13 protein-coding genes are annotated in these 20,177 nt (G+C 44.5%); 12 read left to right on the top strand and 1 reads right to left on the bottom strand.

What is annotated here, in order from left to right:
• The first annotated feature begins 103 nt into the window (after positions 1-103).
• The 9 genes from EIZ39_RS27380 to EIZ39_RS20080 all read left to right on the top strand — a co-directional run bounded on the left by EIZ39_RS27380 (position 104) and on the right by EIZ39_RS20080 (position 15,739).
• Positions 104-7,843: a chitobiase/beta-hexosaminidase C-terminal domain-containing protein gene (locus EIZ39_RS27380; protein WP_240675886.1), complete on the top strand. Its 7,740-nt coding sequence runs from the start codon at positions 104-106 to the stop codon at positions 7,841-7,843.
• 87 nt (positions 7,844-7,930) lie between these two features.
• The gene (locus tag EIZ39_RS20115; RefSeq protein WP_129202176.1) at positions 7,931-8,863 is read left to right on the top strand and encodes an SLAP domain-containing protein; all 933 of its coding nucleotides are present in this window, start codon (positions 7,931-7,933) and stop codon (positions 8,861-8,863) included.
• A gap of 108 nt (positions 8,864-8,971) precedes the next feature.
• Positions 8,972-10,798 carry an S-layer homology domain-containing protein gene (locus EIZ39_RS20110; protein WP_164985195.1) on the top strand — a complete coding sequence of 609 codons (1,827 nt, stop codon included), beginning with the start codon at positions 8,972-8,974 and terminating at the stop codon, positions 10,796-10,798.
• Between the two features lie 81 nt (positions 10,799-10,879).
• Positions 10,880-11,767, top strand: a complete 888-nt coding sequence (locus EIZ39_RS20105) for a decaprenyl-phosphate phosphoribosyltransferase (protein WP_129202172.1) — start codon at positions 10,880-10,882, stop codon at positions 11,765-11,767.
• 11 nt (positions 11,768-11,778) lie between these two features.
• The gene (locus EIZ39_RS20100; protein ID WP_129202170.1) at positions 11,779-12,735 is read left to right on the top strand and encodes a lysylphosphatidylglycerol synthase transmembrane domain-containing protein; all 957 of its coding nucleotides are present in this window, start codon (positions 11,779-11,781) and stop codon (positions 12,733-12,735) included.
• Positions 12,732-13,136: a divergent PAP2 family protein gene (locus EIZ39_RS20095; protein WP_129202168.1), complete on the top strand. Its 405-nt coding sequence runs from the start codon at positions 12,732-12,734 to the stop codon at positions 13,134-13,136. Before EIZ39_RS20100 ends, EIZ39_RS20095 begins: the two co-directional genes overlap by 4 nt.
• Complete coding sequence (locus EIZ39_RS20090) at positions 13,133-14,500, top strand: FAD-binding oxidoreductase (RefSeq protein WP_129202166.1); 1,368 nt, start codon at positions 13,133-13,135, stop codon at positions 14,498-14,500. Before EIZ39_RS20095 ends, EIZ39_RS20090 begins: the two co-directional genes overlap by 4 nt.
• The gene (locus tag EIZ39_RS20085; RefSeq protein WP_129202164.1) at positions 14,501-15,235 is read left to right on the top strand and encodes an SDR family oxidoreductase; all 735 of its coding nucleotides are present in this window, start codon (positions 14,501-14,503) and stop codon (positions 15,233-15,235) included. It begins immediately after the preceding gene.
• Between the two features lie 72 nt (positions 15,236-15,307).
• Entirely contained in the window at positions 15,308-15,739 is a 432-nt protein-coding gene (locus tag EIZ39_RS20080) for a hypothetical protein (protein WP_129202162.1), read from the top strand.
• 636 nt (positions 15,740-16,375) lie between these two features.
• Here EIZ39_RS20080 and EIZ39_RS20075 read toward each other — a convergent pair.
• A complete protein-coding gene (locus tag EIZ39_RS20075; protein ID WP_164985194.1) occupies positions 16,376-17,728 on the bottom strand; it encodes a hypothetical protein in 1,353 nt (450 codons plus the stop codon).
• Between the two features lie 121 nt (positions 17,729-17,849).
• Here EIZ39_RS20075 and hfq point away from each other — a divergent pair, with 121 nt between their 5' ends.
• From hfq to EIZ39_RS20060, 3 genes are all read left to right on the top strand, one after another.
• Entirely contained in the window at positions 17,850-18,083 is a 234-nt protein-coding gene (gene hfq / locus EIZ39_RS20070; RefSeq protein ID WP_164985193.1) for an RNA chaperone Hfq, read from the top strand.
• A 245-nt stretch (positions 18,084-18,328) separates the two neighbouring features.
• The gene (locus tag EIZ39_RS20065; protein ID WP_129202156.1) at positions 18,329-18,826 is read left to right on the top strand and encodes an Lrp/AsnC family transcriptional regulator; all 498 of its coding nucleotides are present in this window, start codon (positions 18,329-18,331) and stop codon (positions 18,824-18,826) included.
• Positions 18,823-19,983 (top strand): aminotransferase class I/II-fold pyridoxal phosphate-dependent enzyme, encoded by a 1,161-nt coding sequence (locus EIZ39_RS20060; protein ID WP_129202154.1) that lies wholly within the window; start codon positions 18,823-18,825, stop codon positions 19,981-19,983. Before EIZ39_RS20065 ends, EIZ39_RS20060 begins: the two co-directional genes overlap by 4 nt.
• The last annotated feature ends 194 nt before the right edge of the window (positions 19,984-20,177 follow it).

Below are 20,177 nucleotides of genomic sequence, written 5' to 3'. Positions count from 1 at the left end.
ATGAAAACAATAGCTAAGCGAAAGACGATTATCGCTTAGCTATTTACTAGATTTTGTTCTATTGTATATTAATTTGATTCTCCACAATTTAGGAGGTTGTTCAATGGGGAGATTGCAAAAACGAAAAAGGGATAAAAAATCACCACTAGTTAAAAATGTATTGTCTAATGTGGCAGTTGGGACGGTCATCGCTGGAATAGCCCCTGTGGCTCTAGCTGCAAGCGTTGATGAAATCGATCATTTGGTGAAGCCTAACTCACTGCTTATTGGTGATGAATTATTTCAATTAGATGATACTTCCGGTTATAAGAAAGAAAACGTACAGAACGGTAAGAAGGCTTATTTTAAATCCTTTAATGGCAGCTGGGTTGAACTTGAAGGAAATATTAAGAGCTTAAATGATCTTATGAAGGCAACGCCACTGACAGGTCAAGAGCTGAAAGCAATTGAAGTGAAGAAGTGGCATGTTGAAGGAAGCAATGTCATCGATTTGACTAAAACTCAAGCAGATCTCATCGTTGAAGCTACGAAGGCTGTTCAAGCTTATGAGACGGCACCTATCGCCACGGATGCAGATATTCTACAGGCAGAGAAGCTTGAGGCTTTGGCAAGGGTAAAAGTTGGACTTATTTCAACCGGCCCCGAGAAACAAGCTCTCATCGATCGGATTGAAGCGCGTAAGAAAGCTGTAGAAGGAGCAAAGCAAGAATTAGTTCATATCAAAGCTGCTGAAGTCGCTGTTATTAACTATGAGAAAGCTCCTTTAACGACGGTGGAGGAGATTGCTGAAGCTGAGGCTCTTGAGGTAGTAGCGAGAGCGAAGGTCGACCTGATCCATAATGAAACAATAAAAGCTAAGCTAATACATCGAATCGAAGAGCAGAAGAAATTAGTTGAAGAAGCAAAAACGAAGTTTGATTATGTGAAGCTAGCAGAAGCAGCTGTGACTGCATTAGAAGAAGCGGCTTCTAAGTATTTGGGCGTGGAGGCCAACCTCTTAGCGGCAGAAGCAAAGATTCCTCCGGCAAGGGAAGCTGTATCCCGCGTGAATGATCAGGCGAAACGAGAAGAACTGGAAGCTCGAATCAATGTAGCGGCACAAACGATACACCATGCGAGAATAGCTTTTGATGAAGCCAAAAATATTGCCGTTGCTGAAGCAGCTGTTGATGCTTATGAATCGGCACCCCTGACGACGTTATCGGAAATCTCTCTAGCGGAACAGCTAGAAAGTAACGCTAGAACCAAAATTGAATTGGTTCAGAACGAAAGCAAGAAAACGGAGCTTCTAGCAAGAGTAAACGCACATAAAGTGGTTGTTGAAACTGCTAAAGCTGAACTTGCTTTGGGAAATGTGGCCCCAACTGTAAGCAACGCGAAGTTAGCTGGTATTAATTTCTCTCCTATTGGTGAAAAACACCTGAAGGTATTCATTCCTGGTTCAATGATTATCAAAAACATGGACCTGAATGTAGATCTGAATGTTGGCTCTAAGGTCTTCCTCACGGATATTTTGAATGCAGCGGGCGAGTCACCATTTAAAGATATGGATCCTCCTGTCTTTCCGAGAAATATGGGGGAGTATGGAGATGGAGAACAAAGCATCAATTTAGCTAAGATGCTCCCTAACTCACTAAAAACGTTGGAAAACTCACCAATTAGTGTCTTGAGGGATGCGGTTAATGGAGGGTTGGGCAGCCCCACACCAGGAAAGATTTCTTTTGAGGTAAAGCTGCAAAACTCTAAAAATAGCAGTAAGACATCGACTTATGTTTTGGATCTTCATGTGGGCGAGACAGGTGGTTCGGTAACTGTTCATCCTAACCGTAAGGTAACGGTAGACGGTGCCGCTGAGAGTCTAAACAAAGTTACCGTAAAAATCTTTAATAAGCTAGATTCTAACACTCCGGTATACAATGAGGAAATAGATGTAGTGGACAAGATGTTCACATACACAACCCCTCAGGCTTTACAACCAGGGTCTTATACTGTCAAGGTCTATGATCCAAAAGGCAATGAAATCGAAATCCAAAATGCAAGTACGGTAGTCGTTGAACCCGTAAAGCCGGTTAGTTTCAGTGTTCCAGGGGGAGAGTATTCACAGCCTAAAGTGGTAACCTTGTCTTCCGAGCCAGAAGCTGTTATCTACTATACATTGGACGGTACAACGCCTACGATTGATCCTAAAAATAAGTATTCTGGTCCGATCACAATTGGTCAGTCGGCAACTCTTAAGGCTATCGCCGTAGATGTTAACGGATTTATCAGTGAAGTAAGAACGGCAGAGTATATCATTAAGGATATCGTTCTTCCACCGAACCCAGTTGTTTTCAAGACACCGGGGGGCGCATATAAAAACGCTCTTGATGTCGTCCTAGAAGCTCAATCAGGAACCACCATCTATTATACAACGGATGGACTTGATCCTGTACCAGGTCAACCGAATACGAGAGTGTACAGCGGACCAATTCATGTAAGCTACAGCACTACGATTAAGGCCATTGCCGTTAATGATGTTTGGAAACAAAGTTCTGTACAAGAAGCACGCTACGTTATCACAGGGGATTGGACATCCTTATATACGACCTTGCAACAATTTGCGACCAAGTTAAGCAGGGATTTAACCGAGGCGGAGAAAACACAAATTCGTGAGCTCAACCAGATCTTTACTCAGGACGCAACCTTGCGTAATGCAGTTGTTGAAATTGTTAGGAGTCGAGTTGATCTATCAGAAGGTCCGGTCAGAAGTGATGATGCAATTGACTTGACAACGGAATTAATCTTGCTTGCTGGCGAAATCATGACGGTACAAGATTTAGAAAATCTTCAGGCAAGGATCTTCAATCACTATATTCCTATGCTAGATGCTCACGGCGTGAATTCTACGGATGCCTTAGAGTTCATTAGTGCTTATTACTCGCATCTACAGCACGAGGTTAAGAGTCAGCCGCTTGCTTCACAAGCTATGCAATCAGCATTTGACAAAACGCTTGGAACGAGTAGTCATTTCTATGGTCTGGATCGCCATGATATGGAAGGTGTGGTAGATGGGCTGAAATCCTGGCTTCATGATTCTACACAAGATGCGACCGTTAAAGAAAAGATCAAGGGAAGCTGGGAAGTTGCCAAGCGGGAATTCCAAGATTTTGTTCGCGGTGGAGCAGCGAAGTTAAGTGTAGAAAACTTAGAAGCAGCAGCCGATAAGGATTTATCCGTAGAGTCAAATCTACTTGCGGCAGAATCTGCTCTAGTAACGGCCAAGCACGCTGTTGAACAGTTGCTAGATAGTCCAGATAAACAAGCCTTGCTCGTGAAAGTTGAGGAAGCTGAGCAAAAGATTAAAGCAGCGAGAGAAGCATTCAATCTCCTTCAATATGCATACGCCATGGTTGCTCAGTTAGAGCAAGCTGTAGCCAAGGACCTGAAAGAATATCAAAACTTAATAGAAGCTATAAATGCTTACGAGTTGGCAGTTGAAGCAGTAAACCAACTTGCAGATAGTCCAACGAAGATAGAGCTCAGCGAGATCATTGCTATAGCCAAAGCTAAGCTTAGTGTTGCATGGAATGACATGGAGGCTGTCGAGCAGGCAGCAGAGCATGCAGTTGTTGCCTATGAAGAGGCGGCATTGGTGACTGTTGCTGATCTGAAGGTTGCAATGCTGCTTGGATTGGATGCCCACAGCGCAGTGACCAAAGTAACTAACCCAACGAAGTATGAATTCTTGATGCAAAGAATTGTAGCACAAGATACAAGAGTGAAAGAGCGCGAAGCGCAATTGCCAGCACTTGATATTGCGACAGTTAAGGTAGAGGCCCTTGAAGAAGCGATTGCACTAGATTTATGGGATGAAGAAAATCGCAGCAGAGCATTATTGCTATTCAATCAAGCAGAAGTGGATGTAGCTAGGATTGCTGATAACGTACCTGAAAAAGCCGACCTTCTTACTCGTTTAGCTACAGCAAAACAAGCTATCGATGTTGTGTTGAAAGATATTGAGCGATATGATGTGGCCAATCAAGCAGTTGAAACATATGTAGCCTTGCCATTGCATACTTTAGCTGATATTCAATCGGCTAAGCAGTTAGTAAAAATAGTAATTGAAAAGACGTATCTAGTGAATCATGAGGGCAAGCGTAATGAGTTACTAGCTAAAATTGAACAGAAGAAAGCACAAGTGGAAGAGGCTGAGAAGGAGTTTACCAGCAACCCTACTATTAATAATGTGAAGCTTGGTAGTGTTCCGTTTAGCCTAACAGGTAATCAACTTGTCGGTTACGTACCGGGCGCTGCAAAAATCAAGTTCATTGATTTGAACTTAAGTGCGAAGTCTGATGTTTATCTTAAAGGAATCTATGACAAGCATGGGAATTTATATACAAGTTCCTTGCTTACCTTACCGGTTTACATGGGGGAATATGACAAGGGATCGCAATCGATTGATCTGTTAAGCTTCCTGCCAATCACGATGGATAATGTTTCGGCTCGTTTCTTCTCCAGCATTATCAATAATGGGGAATCAGGTAAGGTCACATTCGAAATTGAGTTACGCAATGCTCGTACACCGTCTGCGACTTCTACTTACCAGATGCATGCCTTTATTGATCAAATGGGAGCACAAGTCGAAGTGCGACCGGATAAGAGCCTTGCGATTACGGGTACAGCTCAAAATACGGATAAAGTGACAATTAAAGTATTTGAACTATCCGCGGATTCATTGGTTGTAGATAAAGAGGTTACAGTAACGGATGACCAATTCTCTTATCAAACCCAACCATTGGTACCAGGCAGTTATGTGGTAAAGATTTATACAGCGGACGGAGAGCTATTTAAGGAGATGGAGGTTGTCATTCCTGAAGTCGTTCCTGTTAGCTTTGGTTTGGCTGAGGGTGTGTATGAGTCAGCTCAAGAAGTATCCTTGATAGCCGCTGAAGGAGCAACTATTTACTACACGCTTGACGGTACTGATCCAGTACCTGAAACGGCAACACTCTATACAGGACCGATTAGAGTCGATCGAAGCTTAACTATCAAGGCCATTGCCGTGGATGCTCAAGGCAATATGAGTGAGATGGTTGAAGCACAATACATTATTACGGGTGACTGGTCAGAACTTTTTGCTGATTTAAAGAACTTTGTAGCCAAGATGAATGGCTTGACTCCAGAGCAAAAGCAGAGAATTGCAGACCTGAATGAAACTTTTAAGTCTGATCCTATCCTTAGGGCAGAGCTACTGCAATTGGTGAAAGACAGTGTTGACCTGAGCGAAAGTGAAGACACGCAGGTTAACCTAGAGAACCGTGAAGCCATGGCGACAGAACTCGTTCTTCTCATCGGCGAGATCATGACAGTACAGAATGTGGATGAGTTAAAGGGTAGAATCAACCATCATTACATTCCGATGCTAGAACAGCAGGGCGTGAATGCATTGGATGCCCTGGTTCTAATCACGAGATTATATGAGCAAATTCAACAAGAAGTGATTGCTGATAGTTTAACCATTGATGCTATCTCTCGTGCTTATTCTGCGGCGCTTGGAGGCGCTCAGCATTTCCACGGATTAGGTGCTGATGATGTTCATAACCTTGCTCTCAGTTTGCGGACATGGGCTGAAGATGAGTCGGAGCACCAGGAACTTAAGCAGGATATTCGCTTGACTTGGGTGATTGTAAAATCCGTGTTTGAGGAATTTGTTAAGGGTGGGGATATCTATCCGCCTGACTATGTAACCTTCAGTGTTGGAGGGGGATATTTCTCCAAGCCATTCTCTGTTAAATTATTTGCAGAGCCAGGAGCTACCATTTACTATACGTTAGACGGAACGGTGCCAACGAAGAGCTCCATGGTTTATACAGATGCTATTATGATTTCAGATAGCACAATAATTAATGCGATTGCCGTAGACGCTGCAGGAAACAGCAGTGAAGTAGCTGAAGCTAGATATGTCATGTTGCATAATTGGGATGGACTATATACCGATTTAGAGCATTATGCTATGAAGCTCCAGCAGGACTTAACCAGTGAGGAAAAGTCTCAAGTTCGTGAATTGAACGAGATGTTCCGGACCGATTCTATTTTACGTCAGGCTATTACGAAGATCGTTTGGGAGCGTGTAGATCTAACGGATGGTCCAGTCGAGCCGAATGCAGCGGTTGATGTAACGGCAGCATTAGTCCAGCTGGCAGGTGAGATTTTAACTGTTGAGGATGTCCCAGCATTGCAAGCTAGAGTCATGAATTATTACTTGCCAATCTTTGACCAGCATGGCGTCAATCCGGCTGAAGCGGTTCAATTTGCTGCTGATTTCTATAGTAATCTAAAGAGTTTAGTCCAGGTTGACGAGCTTTCTTCTATAGTTTTTGAAGAGGCATTTATTAAGTCACTTGGGGAAGACGAGAACTTCTATGGCTTAGATAGAAATGACGTTTCCGGCTTGATAGCAGGCCTTAAGGATTGGGTGTACGATAGTTCTCAAGACAGTGAAATTAAAACTGAGATATTAACCAGCTGGGCGGTAGTTAAGCGTGCTATATATGACTACATGAGTGGTGAGGATACAACTCCACCGCATGGCGTAGAGTTTAGTAAGCCAGGGGCGACTTATACGGGCTCAGTTACCGTGGAACTTAGCACTGAACCAGGAGCAGCAATTTATTACACGCTAGATGGTTCGGAACCAACTATGGAGTCCTTAGTTTACAGCCATCCAATTATAATAGAACGCAATACGTTGCTTCGGGCCATTGCTGTCGATGCAGCTGGAAATGTAAGCAGAGTAATGCAAGAGAAGTATACTATAATGGCTGACTGGAACGGTCTTTACCAGGACCTTGTTGAATTTGCAGAGATGCTGAAGTCAGACTTGTCATCTGAGGAGAAACAACAAATTCGGGATCTCAATGACATCTTCCGTAATGATACCGCCCTTCGTGAAGAATTAATTCAGATTGTTAGGGATAAGGTAGACCTTTCTGATGGACCGATTAGAGCGGATGATCAAGTGAATCTGACAGCAGAGCTTCTTCTATTGGCCGGTCAGATTATGACGATTCAAGATGTGGTAGACTTGCAAACCACCATTATAGATAAGTATGTTCCAATGCTAGAAGCCCACAATTTAAATGCTACCGATGCTCTTTATTTCTTGACTGATTTTGTGAAGAACGTTAAGAATCAAGGGACATTCGATGCTCAGAGCTTCGAGGCTGCGTTCTCTGCAACGTTAGGGACAGCCGATAGCTTCTATGGTCTTGATCGAAACGACCTCAATCAATTAATAAATGGACTTCAACAATGGTTGTATGATGATTCTGAGCAGATGGAGCTTAAAGATAAAATCGAATCGAGCTTGAAGGTTCTTAAGAGGGCTATTACCGGATACATTGAACCTGAAGAACAGCCGTTAGATCCGCTTCATGGACTTGATGGAACAATCGGAACGGCTCCAGCAACAGGGGAAGTACAACAACCTGAAGCAGACCAAGAGGGTGCTCCACAGGACCAGACGCCTACTGAAGAGGGGACGGAAACTCCTGCTGAAGGAGAGGTGCTGCCTGAGCCTGTAGACGAGGGAACGGAAGCCCCTGCTGAAGGTGAGGTAGAACCTGAGCCTACTGAAGAGGGGACGGAAACTCCTGCTGAAGGAGAGGTGCTGCCTGAGCCTGTAGAAGAGGGAACAGAAGTACCTACCGAGGGTGAGTCCCAACCTGAAACAACAGGAGAACCTTTACAGGAACCTATCCAATCGGAAGAACAGCTTGATCCATCCTTAATCGCAGTTCCTGAAGATGATGCGGATTCTGAAGAGGTACTTGTGATAAGTGAAGAGGAAGTAGTTGAATAATTGTATTCAGAGCCAACCGAGAGGTTGGCTCTTCTCTTAACCAAGGGGATAAGGTATGCTAGAGAAAACCCTGAAAGGAGAAAAAGCGTGCTTTTAAGGCTCAAGAAGCTTTTTAATTTCATTCCAAAGGACACATCAGAAGAGTCAATGCTTTCTGAAGGGGAAGTTCAACAACTAAACATGGTTATCATGAACGAGGAAAAGAAAGAGGTATGTTCTCAGACGGGAAAGCTTTCTCTTCACGAAACTTGGGAAAAGGCAATGGACGATGAACAGAGATACATACTAAGCTATACACATGTTTCACTACCCGAAGTCCAACCTGGAAATGTCGCTATTGCAGGCTATCAGTTGGAGGCCCATCCCAATGGTCTTGCTGTTCATGGATTTATTCGCAACCGTCTTAAGCGTCCAGTACGATTCGAAAAGATTACCTTAGCTATTGTCGGGGCGGATGATACGATCGTTGCTAAGCAAGCTTTTCTACTAGGTGATCTTGGGGAGATTCCTCCTTTTTCGGATCGCCCGTGGCGCTTTGTATTCCTAGAAGAAAATGTGATTAATTATCATGCCTCTTTAGAACGCTGGAGAATAATCTTCTATGACGAACCTGCTCACAAATTAAAATTGCAAATTGACGAAAGTTGGAAAGATCACCTTTCTGATAAAGCTAAGGAGGCTCTAAGTAAGCGTTTAATAGATTCTCCCCCTCTAATGAAGGGTAAGGTGGATATCGTAGGCATTGAACTGAAGAAAGTAAGTGATGATGCACTCAGTGTCTTGCTCTTTATCCGAAATCATAGAAAGAGTAGTCTTAGCTTGCAAGAAATGACCGTTGGCTTGAAGAATGAAAGTGGGCAAACGGTGGCTACAGGTTCCTTTCGTATAGATCCTCTTCGGGTTGACTCAGGTTGTGCAAAACCTTGGAGAGTAATTTTTCCTAAAAGCTTAATAAAAGGATCGACTGACGATGTCAGCCGTTGGGAAGTGTATCTAATAGGTTTTAATTGCATGGTTTAATTTGCCAATTAGAAAGAGTTTGATATAGTAGATTATTGCCATTATGATAGGATGAGAGAATAGGAGTAGCGTTCTGTTTTAATGAATACATACCAGGGGGATAATGTGATGAAGAAAAGAAGTTATAAGCATTTATCGTTAGCGAGCGGCTTCTTGTTGAGCTTGAGCCTGCTTGTTCCAGGATATTCTTCGTCAGTGTCAGCGGAGAGCAAGGCATTAACCGATATTCAAGGACACTGGGCACAAAGTACGATTGAACAATGGATAAATCAAGGATTAGCCAGCGGGTATAAGGATCAGACCTTCAAGCCGAATAACAGTATTACCCGGGCGGAATTCATGACGCTTGCCAATAAGGCCCTTGGATACTCGGAAAAGTCTACGCAATCATTTGGCGATGTCTCAGCCTCTGCATGGTTTAAGGATGAGGTAAGCAAGGCTCATGCTGCCGGGTATATTTCCGGATACAATGATGGGACTATTCGCCCGCAAAACCCTGTCACGCGTCAAGAAGTAGCTGCCATGATTGCTAAGATGGCGAAACTTGATACATCAGTAAGCCTCAATAATATAGATCGTTTTCAGGATGATTCCAAGACTCCAACTTGGAGTAAAAACGTAATTCAAGCTGTGGTTGCACAAGGATTTATGAAGGGATACCCGGATCAAACCTTCCAGCCAACAAGGTCTATTACCCGTGCAGAAGCCATTGCAACCCTTCAAGGATTAGTATTAGTAAAAACTAATACAAATGTCACCTATGATGAGGCGGGAACCTATGGACCGCAGACTGGCTCTGAAACAGTGAATGGCGATGTATCCGTTACTAAGGCAGGAGTAACCCTGCAAAACCTTGTGGTTAAAGGGGACCTTTATTTAGCTGAGGGTATAGGTGAAGGAGAAGTCGTGTTGCAAAACGTAACCGTTCAAGGAAATGTTCTTGTTCAGGGTGGCGGAGCTAACAGTATTACGCTGATAGATTCTCTCTTGGAGAACGTGACCGTTAACAAAAAGAATGGTGCCGTGCGTCTTCTTGCTAAGGGAAAAACGAATATCGAAAACGTTACCCTTGAGTCGGGTGCCAAACTAGAAGAGGCAGAGCTATCAGCAGGAGGGTTTACACAAGTAACCATCAGCGATAAGGTTGTCGCTCAATCTGTTGTCACGCTTAATGGGACATTCGAGGTGCTGGTTCTCAATGCATCTAATATCAGCCTAGATCTAGTAAAGGGTTCAGTGACGAATTTCACAGTGAATGAAGCAGCCAAAGGGTCGCTAATAAACCTTGCTGAACAGACTAATGTAGCAAACTTAACAATTAAAGCTCCTGTAAAAGTTACTGGGAAAGGGTCCATCGATAAAGCTAACATCGAGGTGAATGGCGTTACGGTGGAACAGCAGCCAGGCACCTTGAACCTTGCTGAAGCGATAACGGCATTCATTGCTGGAGTGGAAGCTAAGGCAACTCAAGCTCAGGTTCCTGCAGGCGGCGGTGGAGGAGGCGGTGGCGGAGCACCAGGCTCTGGAGTTGTGGAACAGGTCACTCCTTCTGCAACCTTCTCTGTCCCAGGAGCTTCTTCCGATGATGGTACCCATTTTGATGTAAGCAAGACCACCAAAATTGAATATCTAAATCTAAATTTGAATACCGAAAGTGAAGTAGAAATTGTAGATGTCTTAAGAAAAGACGGAACCACCAGTATTTTGGATTTGATCAGGATATATCGTCCTGAGTTAAAGGAAACGATGCCAGCTGGTTCTGAGCGTATCAACCTTTTAGAGATGTTTGGTTTGACTGGATTTGATGGCGGGGTAGCAGCCGGAAATTTTGCTCCATTCGTTGATGGAACAATGATCATTAAAGTGAAGTTAACCAATACAAAGGATGCTTCTAAGGTTACTGAGTATACGGTAAAAGTAAATATTGTAAACTAATTAATAGGGAGAAGCTCTTTTTGACAGAAGAGCTTCTTCTTTTCTTTTGCCGTATAGAAAAATTATGCTACAATCACAATAATGTCTACAAAACTGAAAGGAGTAAGAAACCTGAAAGCGATCATCCAACAACTAAGGCCAAAGCAATGGACGAAGAATCTGCTCGTTTTCGCCGCCCCTGTTTTTGCCGAAAAATTTATTGATATTCAAGCGGTAACTGTGACTCTGCTCGCCTTTATCTGCTTTTGTTTTACAGCAAGTACCGTATATATCCTAAACGACATTATGGATGTGGAGAAGGATCGGCTTCATCCCGAGAAATCGAAACGGCCGATCGCTTCGGGTGCTCTAAGTATAAGGACTGCGATATTCATCGGAGTGTTTCTTCTATTGTCTTCTCTCCTTATAGCTTACTTGGTCGAGCCGCTCTTTGCAGCAGTCCTCATCATTTATTTTGTTGTAAATGTTTTTTATTCTATATCCCTTAAGCATGTCGTCATCGTCGATGTGATGATTATTGCCTTGGGATTTGTGTTGCGCGGTTTTTCTGGAGCGATTGTCATCGAAGTACATATGACGGCTTGGTTTATTCTGTGCACGATGCTTCTGGCGTTATTCCTTGCCCTGAGCAAGAGAAGGCATGAGCTGGAGCTGTTTAGCGGGGACAAGCTCAAACAGCGGAGAGTGCTGGAGCATTATTCTACAGGCTTACTCGATCAGATGATCTCCATCGTGACATCTGCCACGATTATGAGCTATTCTTTATATGCGGCCACAACGGGTCCGAACACCTATATGATGTGGACAATTCCCTTTGTACTGTATGGAATTTTTCGTTATCTTTATTTAGTGCATATGAAGGAAGGCGGAGGCAGCCCGGAAAAAGTATTGCTCGATGACAAGCATATCTTGGGTACAGTCGTATTATTTGGTTTATCGGTCATGATTATTAAAATTTACTTTCAATAAAAGGAAGGCCCATGGATCTAGAACGGTTGATAAAAAGAGTATGGATTGGCTTTTTCTTTGGATTGCTCGTGATGATTGGGATTGCGGTCTGGGGAGATGTCAGCGCTTTGGGGAGCAGCTTCTCCAAGCTGGGCTGGCCTTATCTATTGCTTATTTTTTCGTTTACTTTTGTAGGATATCTTTTTCGCTTCGCGAAATGGCAATTATATATTCGAAGTATTGGCGTTTACCTCTCCTTAAAGGATAGTGTTCTCGTCTTTTTAAGTGGTTTTTCGATGTCCATTACGCCGGGAAAAGCGGGGGAAGTCCTGAAGTCCTTTTTGCTGAAAAGAATGCACCAAATCGACATCGCACGAACTGCTCCTATTGTGTTAGCTGAGCGATCGACGGACCTGTTGGCCATGGTCCTCCTGGCTTCGATTGGCGTGAGCCGATTTTCCTATGGATATTATGTGCTCGGAGGGACGCTTCTTTTCTTGCTGGCCCTCATATTGATCATTCAATCTAGGGGATTGACGTTGTGGATGCTCAGTAAGCTGAAACAGGTGAAGAAGCTTCTAAAACTAGCGGAAAAACTCGAGGTGTTCTACGAGAGCTCTTATACTTTATTTCATTGGCGGATCCTTAGTTTAGCAACCCTGATTAGTGTGGTGTCTTGGTTTTTGGAATGCATTTCCTTGTATTGGGTTTTTAAAGGATTGGGCATTTCCTTAGGACTGTTGGATGCCGTTTTCTCGTTCTCCTTTTCTTCCATTGCGGGAGCCATCTCCATGCTGCCAGGAGGATTAGGTGCCGCTGAAACGAGCATGGTAGGCATCTTAATGACCTTAGGAGTGGAAAAAGGCGATGCGGTTGCTGCTACCCTGCTAGGGAGATTTGGAACTTTATGGTTCGGCGTATTTTTAGGTGTAGCGACTCTGATCGTAAGCAGTCGAAAATTATTAAGAATAGAAGGGAAGAGCCTATGAGTACTATTTATCCTCTTATGCCTGTCATCGCCTGGCTCTGCTCGGGATGTTTGAAATTTGCGATTCATTATGTTCGTTTTGGGAAAGAAGCCAAAAGTCGCATCGGGAACGGAGGTTTTCCCAGCACGCATACCGCTGTGGTCAGCTCAGCCGTGATGTTAATCGGGTTTAAGGAAGGGTTCGACACCCCTCTTTTTTCTTTAGGAGTTGCTTTTCTCATGATTACCATTATCGATGCTACAGGCATTCGCAGAGCCCTTGGAGAGCACGCGAAGCACATCAATGTGCTGGCTGCGCCGGCGAAAGCGCTGCGTGAATCGCAAGGACATACGAAGATAGAGGTTTTAGGTGGACTTGTGTTAGGAACGTTATTAGGTTATGTAGGAGCGATCATAGGATGAAAGCATGGAAGAAAGACATCGCAGGGTGGGGCAATTATCCGAAGGAAAAGGCCTTTTTATACCGACCGGAAAAAACAACTGAACTTAAGAGTTTACTAGCGTCCGGTGCAAAAACCAACTATATCTCACGTGGACTCGGGCGCAGCTACGGTGACACGGCTTTGAATCGCAGAGAAGGAGTCATCCTTCATACGAAGTTTAATCGGTTCCTTTCCTTTGATCCCGATACGGGTGTTGTCGAGTGTGAAGCTGGCGTTTCCTTAGAGGAGATCATTGAGGTTTTTCTGCCGCGCGGCTATTTCCTCCCGGTTACACCAGGAACCAAGTATGTCACCCTGGGTGGAGCGATTGCCAACGATGTACATGGGAAAAACCACCATCAGGACGGAGCGATTTCTGATCATCTTCTGGACTTCACGCTGATGACCGCGTCCGGAGAATTGTGGACCTGTTCGCGTGAGGAAAATGCAGACTTGTTTTGGGCGACCGTTGGCGGAATTGGGTTAACGGGAATCATTTTGACAGCACGTTTGAGGCTTATTTCCGTGGAATCTGCTTATATTGAAGTCGATTACAAGAAGGCGGCGAACTTAGACGAGGCACTGGACAAGTTGGCTGAAACTGGCGACCAATATCCTTACTCCGTGGCTTGGATTGATTGCTTAGCAACAGGCAGGTCCATGGGACGCTCCGTCCTCATGCTGGGCAAGCACGCGGGAAGAGACTCCCTTCCTGCTACAGGTGGAGATCCGCTTTCTATCCGGAAAAAGAAGAAGCTGAACATGCCGTTCAACCTTCCATCCTTGGTTCTCAATCCTTTATCTATTGGGGCCTTCAATGCCTTATATTATGGAAAATTTAAAGATGACAGCCTCGTGACCGTCGATTATGACTCCTTCTTCTATCCGCTCGACGCGATCGACAATTGGAATCGAATGTATGGAGCGAAGGGGTTCATTCAATATCAGATGGTATTTCCCCCAGAGACCAGTCGGGAAGGCTTGACCGAGGTGCTAGAAAGGCTGAGCCAAGCGAAAAAGTCCTCTTTCCTGGCTGTTCTTAAGAGCTTCGGGGCTCGCGGCAACGGTTGGCTTTCTTTCCCCCGACCAGGCTATACGCTAGCGCTGGATATTCCTGTTCGCGGCGGGGCGGAGTTCATTTCCTTTATCCATGAACTAGACCAAATCGTCCTCCACTATGGCGGTGTCCTGTACCTGGCAAAGGATGCGCTTATGTCTCCGGACACCTTTCGGACCATGTATCCGGAGTGGGAAAGGTTTCGTGAGCTCAAGGAGAAAGTCGATCCTCATCACCTGTTCTCCTCCTCAATGGCCAGAAGACTACATTTAACGGAGGATAAGTAGATGAAGAAGATTCTTATCCTAGGAGCTACATCGGGCATAGCCCAGGCGATCGCTCATCATTTTGCAAAAGAAAAGACTAACCTCATCCTAGCTGGTCGCGACGTATCCGAGCTAGAAGCCATGGCCCAAGACCTTCAGATTCGTCATCAAGTTGAAGTGACACCAGCTTACTTTGATGCTTTGGACTATGAATCGCACGCGGACTTTATTGCCGCCTGTACGAAGAATGTAACCCTCGATGGCGTCGTTCTCGCCTACGGTTACATGACAAGCCAGGAGGAGGCTCAAGAGAACTTCGCTGAAGCGAGAAAGATGATGGAGATTAACTATGTCTCCACTGTCTCCCTGCTTGAGCGGGTGGCCGATTATATGGAGCAGCAGAAAAAAGGCTTTATCTGTGTCATCTCCTCTGTAGCTGGAGACCGCGGACGACAAAGCAACTATATCTACGGCTCTACCAAAGGAGCCCTTACGGTGTATCTGCAAGGACTTCGTAACCGCTTGTTTCCTTCAGGCGTTCAAGTTCTCACGGTCAAACCGGGATTTGTCGATACAAAAATGACCTTTGGCCAGCAAGGTATGTTCCTTGTTGCCCAGCCGCAAGCCATTGCCCGTGCGATCTCCAAATCCCTTGCTAAGGGCAAACATTCCCTCTATGCCCCTTCGTTTTGGGCGCTTATCATGTTAATCATCAAGATGATTCCGGAGAGCATCTTTAAGAGATTGAAGTTGTAGTAGCTTTATTTGCGAACAAACATTCGTGTCAAGGCCGTGTTTGTGCTATGATAAGGACAAGGGGGGATGAGGATGGATGAAACAAAAGTGATGCTGCAAAAGATTTTGGAGGGGATGCAGATCCTGGGTTCAGAGGTTAAATCTCTTAACTCGGGGATGGAGTCATTGAGTACGAGGATGGATTCTCTGAGTACAGAGGTTGATGGACTGCGCGCGGAAGTAGGTACATTGCGTACAGAAGTGGAAGGGCTGCGCACAGATGTAGGAACACTGCGTACAGAAGTGGATGGTTTGCACACAGAGGTGAAGTCTCTACGTTCAGAAATGAATGAGAGGTTTGATCAAACAGAAGCAAGATTGGATCAACTAGAAGAGAGAGTTACCCGCATTGAGACCAATATGGTTACGAAGGAAGAGTTTTATGCACTGAAGAAGGATGTTGAGTTCACCTACCTGAAGTCCGCACAGAACGAGTTGGAGATCAATCGGTTAAAGAATCAGTAGGAAGTTGATTTAGAAGAATGGGGTCAGAACCGGTATGATCTAGATCGGATAGAGGTCACAAGACTCCATTTTTTACATAGAGATAAAATGAAGCCAAGAGTTGTGCTCTCGGCTTTTTTTATGTTTGGCAGTTTTATGGTTCGTATTTAAGGCATTTATTCTAATATCAAGTGGAAAGACGGACTAGTTTGCCCGAATCCCCCTTAAACTGGCTAGTTTTTTTTGTGTGTAATTAAAATGATTGGCCTTCACTGATGGTTCTAGAGCAAACTAGCGTTTCGGGAAGCAGATTTTCTATTGATTCTCACGAATTTTTGTCAATACTCACGAACATCTTTGTTTTTGTCACGAAAAAACGATCGAAACTCACGATGCTGATGCTATTACAAATAACAAGACCATATTACTCCCGAAAACGGCCTTTTTTGTCACATGGCTGTAATGGCTCCGGATAAAACACAAGTATGACAGTGTTAACCCATCTTTATAGCGGCGAAACTCCCGAAAACGCCCACCTTTATCACGAACGATAGTTACAGAGTCACGAACCAATAATGATTACAAGTAAGTTAATCCCTAAAAATAAAATAAAGCCAAGAGTCACTCTCAGCTTTTTATGGGTGAAAAAAATAGGTACTAAACTCGCACACCATTCCTTACCGATCTCATGATCACCGCGACCAATAGCGCAAACGCAGGATGGCACAAGAAGGAGTAACGTGCATTCCCTTCAAATATCATCGTGATGATCGTAAACAACAGAGCGGGAAGGCAAAACAGGACGAGAAACAATCGCTGATTCCAGATTTCTGGATTGACTTCACTCCTTCTGCGAAGTTTTCTCCCTTTCCAAACAGCAGCCACAAACCCAATCAGCAGTGCAGGGTAAGCCAAGAAGAATGACGAGCTTACTATCCCATGGATACTAGGAATCGCGCGCATGAGAAAGGCCTTTATGCGATCAAGCTCCTCTGTACGATCCTCGTCCTCCACTTCGAAGGCCCAGCGCCAATCCAGGTTCGTATAGAAGGTCTCATTCAATCGATAGAACGTTAAGGCAAGGAATCTACCAGGATTCTCGCTGATCCAATTCTTCGCTTCCTCCTTCATTAGTCGATCCATCTCGACTTCAAATCGAGGGTCGCTCTCCGGATAAGTAATCTCATGAATGGGGCTTCCCGGTATCTTATAGGGGTCCATCCAAGCCCCCGTGGCATGGGGGTTGTTATTCACATACAACACATAGCCGCCGTTCGTGGTCATCGGCACGAACGCTCCGAAAAGCTCGTAATTTCGATAAGTCCAAGGGGCAATCACCATAATGGAGACGACCGCCACGATCGTGGTCCGGACAATCCCCTTCCCCCAACCACCTCGCGGAATAGCAATTTTTAACCAACCATGGCGCAGCATTTCGCCAAAAAACACCACAAGTCCAAATAACGGAGAAAGAGGCTTAACTAGACTCATATATCCTAAGATGACTCCTGCGATCACTAATAAAATCCATTTTCTACGCGTTTGCCCTTCTTTCGGCCAAGAAGCAAAGTAACAAGCTAAAAATCCAAGAAGTAACGTATTATATAAGATCTCTGTCGCTAACACATTCACATAGAGAATCTCTTTGGGAAGAAAGAGATAGACGAGCGTGGCTAGCATGGTCAGTTTCTCCGTCGTGAACCGTCGTACAATCCAGTAAAAAAGAAGCCCCGATAAAAGTCCAAGTGCCCAATTCAACAACTTGGCCAATAAGACGCTTGGCCCGAACCAATAAAAGAAAAAGGCGAGAAAAGCTGGATAGCCGACACCTTGGAAGGCGGTGTGGCGTCCGAACATCACAAACCCATTTCCTTCGGACAAACTAATCGCCGCTTGGTAATATCGCACGAAGTCCGAGATCGGCTGCGTATCTAGGTTATACACCAAAAAGCCCCGCAGCCCAAAGCAACCTATAAATAAAATCCAAAAGATCAGACGCCAAAAAATCATGTTATCACCTATCATATAGAATTACATCTTATTGATCGTATGCAAGTCACATAAAAAAGTCAATCGCGAAGACTAGATTTTGTAAAACCAGATGCAACATGTTAAAATAAGGATAAAGTTAATGGGGAAAGGAAATGGAACCAAAATGACCGAAAAAGAAAATATGAATATCCAGCAAGACGAAATTTTAGCGACATCCAAAAATAACAAGAAGAACGTGAAATTCATACTAAAGAATGGTGTACATATGGAAGGTTTTGTCGAAGCGTTTGATCGTTATGTGGTCGTGATCCGCCAACAAGGTGATAAGCAAGCGATGATTTATAAGTCAGCTTTTTCGACCATTGTGCCTTAGGGAAGTCGGTCAACATCCAAGTAAATCACCTTTAGCAGCAGAGTAGACAAGCCTTTTTATTTTAACAAACGAATACCCAGCCAAGTTAAGCGGCTGAATCAAGAGGGGTCTGACTTCCACGGCATCATGTGGAAAGTTAAACCCCCTTCTTTTTTGAGGGCCCACAGATTGAGGATTTTGGTTTTCTTTTTCTTTGAATGTGTTAAAATATTATGAAATAAAGACAAAAAAGGTGGAGTGAGAGAATGAAGAAGGAGAAAATGTTGGAGCTCCTTGTTCTATTAGAACAGGACGCTCGACAGAGCCACGATAAGCTAGCGATGATGCTAGATGTTCCTGTGCAAGAAGTGAGTTTAACGATTGAAAAATTAGAGAAGGAGAACGTCATTCTCCGATATCCGGCGCTCATTAACTGGGATAAGATTCAAGGGGACGATAAAGTAACTGCGATGATTGACGTAAAAGTAACCCCGCAGCGGGATAAAGGCTTCGATGAAATTGCTGAGAGAATCTACCGATTTCCCGAGGTCAAATCCGTCTATCTTATGTCGGGAGCTTATGATTTATCTGTGACGATTGAAGGAAAGACCATGAAGGAAGTGGCCTTCTTTGTCGCTCAGAAGCTTTCTACATTAGATAACGTGATTTCAACTGCCACACACTTTATATTAAAAACCTACAAGCATGATGGGGTCGTTTATGACCAGCAAGACGGAGATCGCAGGATGGTTGTCAGCCCATGAACCGTCGACTCTCCCAAACCATTCAGTCTATTCCGCCTTCGGGCATTCGAAAATATTTTGATCTCGCCAATACGATGGAAGACGTAATCTCCCTCGGGGTAGGCGAACCCGATTTTGTTACGCCATGGTCCATCCGCGAAGCCAGTATTTCCACCATGGAGCGAGGGTACACGACCTACACTTCTAATAGCGGATTACCTGAGCTAAGATACGAGATTGCCCAGTACCTCAGTGACTCCTTCAATCTTGCCTACCAAGATCAGAAGGAAATCCTGGTCACCGTGGGCGCAAGTGAAGCGATTGACATTGCTTTGCGCGCGATCCTTGATCCAGGCGATGAGGTGTTAATCATCGAGCCTTGCTATGTATCCTACGAGCCTGTAGTTAAGTTGGCTGGTGGAGTCCCAGTGAGTGTAACGACAAGCATGGATACCGGCTTTAAGCTGACGTCCCAAGCGTTAGAGGAGAAAATCACCTCACGTACAAAGGCGGTCATTTTCTGTTATCCGAATAACCCAACGGGAGCCACCATGAACGAAGAGGACTGGGGTTCCATTGTACAACTGATCAAAAAGCATGACCTACTCGTGTTATCGGATGAAATTTATGCAGAGCTTAGCTATGATACGCCACACTTTAGCTTTGCCTCGCTCCCTGGCATGAAGGACCGAACGATCTTGATTTCTGGATTCTCGAAGTCCTTTGCCATGACAGGCTGGCGGATCGGCTACGCAGCAGGACCAGAGGACTTAGTTGCCGCGATGACAAAGATCCATCAGTACACCATGCTGTGTGCCCCCATCATGGGGCAATGGGCAGCCGTTGAAGCCTTGAGAAACGGCTTGAAAATCAAAGATGATATGGTCATGAGCTATCGTCAACGAAGAAATTATATTAGCAAAGCATTCCAACAGATCGGATTAGATTGCCTAATACCGGAAGGAGCGTTTTACGCCTTCCCTTCGATCCGTTCTACCGGCCTCACATCCGATCAGTTCGCTGAACAGTTGATCACACACTCCCGCGTGGCCGCCGTACCAGGGCATGTATTCGGCCAGGGGGGAGAGGGACATATCCGCTGCTCTTATGCCACCTCGATGGATAATCTGGAGAGAGCGATTGAGCGCTTTGATCAATTTTTAAGACATATTGGCTAGACTTATAAGGGGTCTGACTTCCACATAACAAACGATATCTCAATTCGTAGATATTGTATCGTGGGGGTTGGATCCTTTAATCATTCTTCTACTTTCAGTTGCCTCACAATAATCCTCTTGGAGAAAAACGCCTACCTATGCTATAAATAGAAAGTGAAACCTTTTTGGTTCTAAAAACGTCTTAATAAAGGAAA

This window comes from Ammoniphilus sp. CFH 90114 (assembly GCF_004123195.1).
Classification (GTDB): domain Bacteria; phylum Bacillota; class Bacilli; order Aneurinibacillales; family RAOX-1; genus YIM-78166.
The sequence above is the reverse complement of the archived record's forward strand: the minus strand, read 5'-3'. Positions and strand labels throughout refer to the sequence as shown.

What these genes read in the sequence shown, in the direction of transcription:
- EIZ39_RS27380 (WP_240675886.1), top strand. Translation starts at nt 104, where the DNA reads ATGGGGAGATTGCAAAAACGAAAAAGGGATAAAAAATCACCACTAGTT.
- EIZ39_RS20110 (WP_164985195.1), top strand. Translation starts at nt 8,972, where the DNA reads ATGAAGAAAAGAAGTTATAAGCATTTATCGTTAGCGAGCGGCTTCTTG.
- EIZ39_RS20105 (WP_129202172.1), top strand. Translation starts at nt 10,880, where the DNA reads ATGTCTACAAAACTGAAAGGAGTAAGAAACCTGAAAGCGATCATCCAA.
- EIZ39_RS20100 (WP_129202170.1), top strand. Translation starts at nt 11,779, where the DNA reads ATGGATCTAGAACGGTTGATAAAAAGAGTATGGATTGGCTTTTTCTTT.
- EIZ39_RS20095 (WP_129202168.1), top strand. Translation starts at nt 12,732, where the DNA reads ATGAGTACTATTTATCCTCTTATGCCTGTCATCGCCTGGCTCTGCTCG.
- EIZ39_RS20090 (WP_129202166.1), top strand. Translation starts at nt 13,133, where the DNA reads ATGAAAGCATGGAAGAAAGACATCGCAGGGTGGGGCAATTATCCGAAG.
- EIZ39_RS20085 (WP_129202164.1), top strand. Translation starts at nt 14,501, where the DNA reads ATGAAGAAGATTCTTATCCTAGGAGCTACATCGGGCATAGCCCAGGCG.
- EIZ39_RS20080 (WP_129202162.1), top strand. Translation starts at nt 15,308, where the DNA reads ATGGATGAAACAAAAGTGATGCTGCAAAAGATTTTGGAGGGGATGCAG.
- EIZ39_RS20075 (WP_164985194.1), bottom strand. Translation starts at nt 17,728, where the DNA reads ATGATTTTTTGGCGTCTGATCTTTTGGATTTTATTTATAGGTTGCTTT.
- hfq (WP_164985193.1), top strand. Translation starts at nt 17,850, where the DNA reads ATGGGGAAAGGAAATGGAACCAAAATGACCGAAAAAGAAAATATGAAT.
- EIZ39_RS20065 (WP_129202156.1), top strand. Translation starts at nt 18,329, where the DNA reads ATGAAGAAGGAGAAAATGTTGGAGCTCCTTGTTCTATTAGAACAGGAC.
- EIZ39_RS20060 (WP_129202154.1), top strand. Translation starts at nt 18,823, where the DNA reads ATGAACCGTCGACTCTCCCAAACCATTCAGTCTATTCCGCCTTCGGGC.